The following is a 1,426-nucleotide window of genomic DNA, read 5'->3' as shown; positions in this document are numbered from 1 at the left end:
CGCGGCCACCTCGGTGAGCAGACCCACCAGATCGTCGAAGCTGTTCCGGAACGCCGCCCAGTGCTCGAGGTCCACGGCCAGGCGGATCCACTCGCCGGCCCGCGCGGTGGCCGGCTTGCCGGGCCGGTCCCGGGACACCGCCTCGTTCCAGCCCTCGAGGTTGTGCAGGGCCGGCAGCATGAACGCCGGGAGGGACGAGCCGATCACCAGGTGGTCCACGTCCGCGTCCAGGCAGGACTCGCGCGTCCACTGCCATTCATTGGCGTCCATGACCCGCCGGTCCTGCGGGTCCAGATGCCGCGACGCCCGCACGTCGAGCATCACCACCCGCACCCGACCGAAGTCACGCTTGAAGCTCCACTGCTCGGTGCGGCGCTCGGAATCGGTGGACAGCGCGAAGTCGTCCAGCAGCGACTCCCTCTCCGCGTCCGAACCGGCGGACCGCAACGCTCGGTACATCTCGTTTCGCTCCAGCTCGTCGGGGTCGAGATTGCCCAGGTGCTGATAGACGAAGTAGCTGCCGAACGCGCCGATCACCCGGTCGCTCCACCACGGCTGGGCGGTCATCTCGCGACGCCACGCGTGGGAGGAGTTCCAGTCGTCGCGCAGGTCGTGGTCATCGAGAATCATGCAGCTCGGCACCGTCGATAGCAACCAGCGCACATCCGCGTCACGCCACGACTCGTGGTACAGCCAGGAGTACTCCTCGAAATCGCAGATCTCGTCGGAGACGTCGCGGTCTCCCCCGGCGCCGGCAGAGTCCCGCACCGACTGCGGGCCACCGCCCGCGCGCCGACGCTCGGCCAGCCGCTCGGAGATCTCCCGGCTGGGGATGTCGGCGTACACCTGGTCGCCGAGCAGGAGCATCGCGTCCGGCCACTCCTCCTGCGGGGAGTGCGCCATGCGGTGCGCCAGGGCGACCAGTGCGTCGGCACCGATCCTGCGCAGCGCCACCGGGGTCTGGCTCTCCCCACGCCGGCACGACCCGAACGCCAGCCGCACCGTGTCGTCGGCGCGAGGCGTGCGGATCACGCTGGGCCGACCCGGGTCGACGGGCCAGGCGAGCCGGTCATCGAGCGACACCTCGTACGGCGTCATCTCGCCCTCGGGCAGCCGGCACAGGTGCAGTACCGCGAAGTGGTGGCCGTGCACGCCCCACGAACGCTCGGTGACCACCTCGTCGCCGGCACGGATGGTCACCTCGCACGGCGCCGACACCTCCACCCACACCGTGGCGTCGGTGCTGTCGACGTAGCGCAGCATCGGGCCGACGAGGATCTCCGGGGGCAGGGTCATGCGTTCCAGTGTGCACCCGCGGGGCGGTGCGGCGCGCAGATCCAACCCGTCAGGTCGGGTGGACCCGGTGAACCGGGCCGGGACCGGGGCGGGGCCGGGGTCGGACCGGGGCGGGGCCGGGGCGGGACCG

1 protein-coding gene is annotated in these 1,426 nt (G+C 71.5%); it reads right to left on the bottom strand.

The window, feature by feature from the left end; translation table 11 throughout:
- On the bottom strand, positions 1-1,296 hold a 1,296-nt coding region (locus tag G6023_RS13465; RefSeq protein WP_182635991.1), incomplete at its 3' end, for a DUF7800 domain-containing protein.
- Positions 1,297-1,426: the final 130 nt, after the last annotated feature.

The sequence above is a fragment of the Dietzia sp. DQ11-71 genome (genome assembly GCF_014144995.1).
Taxonomy (GTDB): Bacteria; Actinomycetota; Actinomycetes; order Mycobacteriales; family Mycobacteriaceae; genus Dietzia; species Dietzia kunjamensis.
This window is presented reverse-complemented; position numbering and strand designations above follow the sequence as displayed.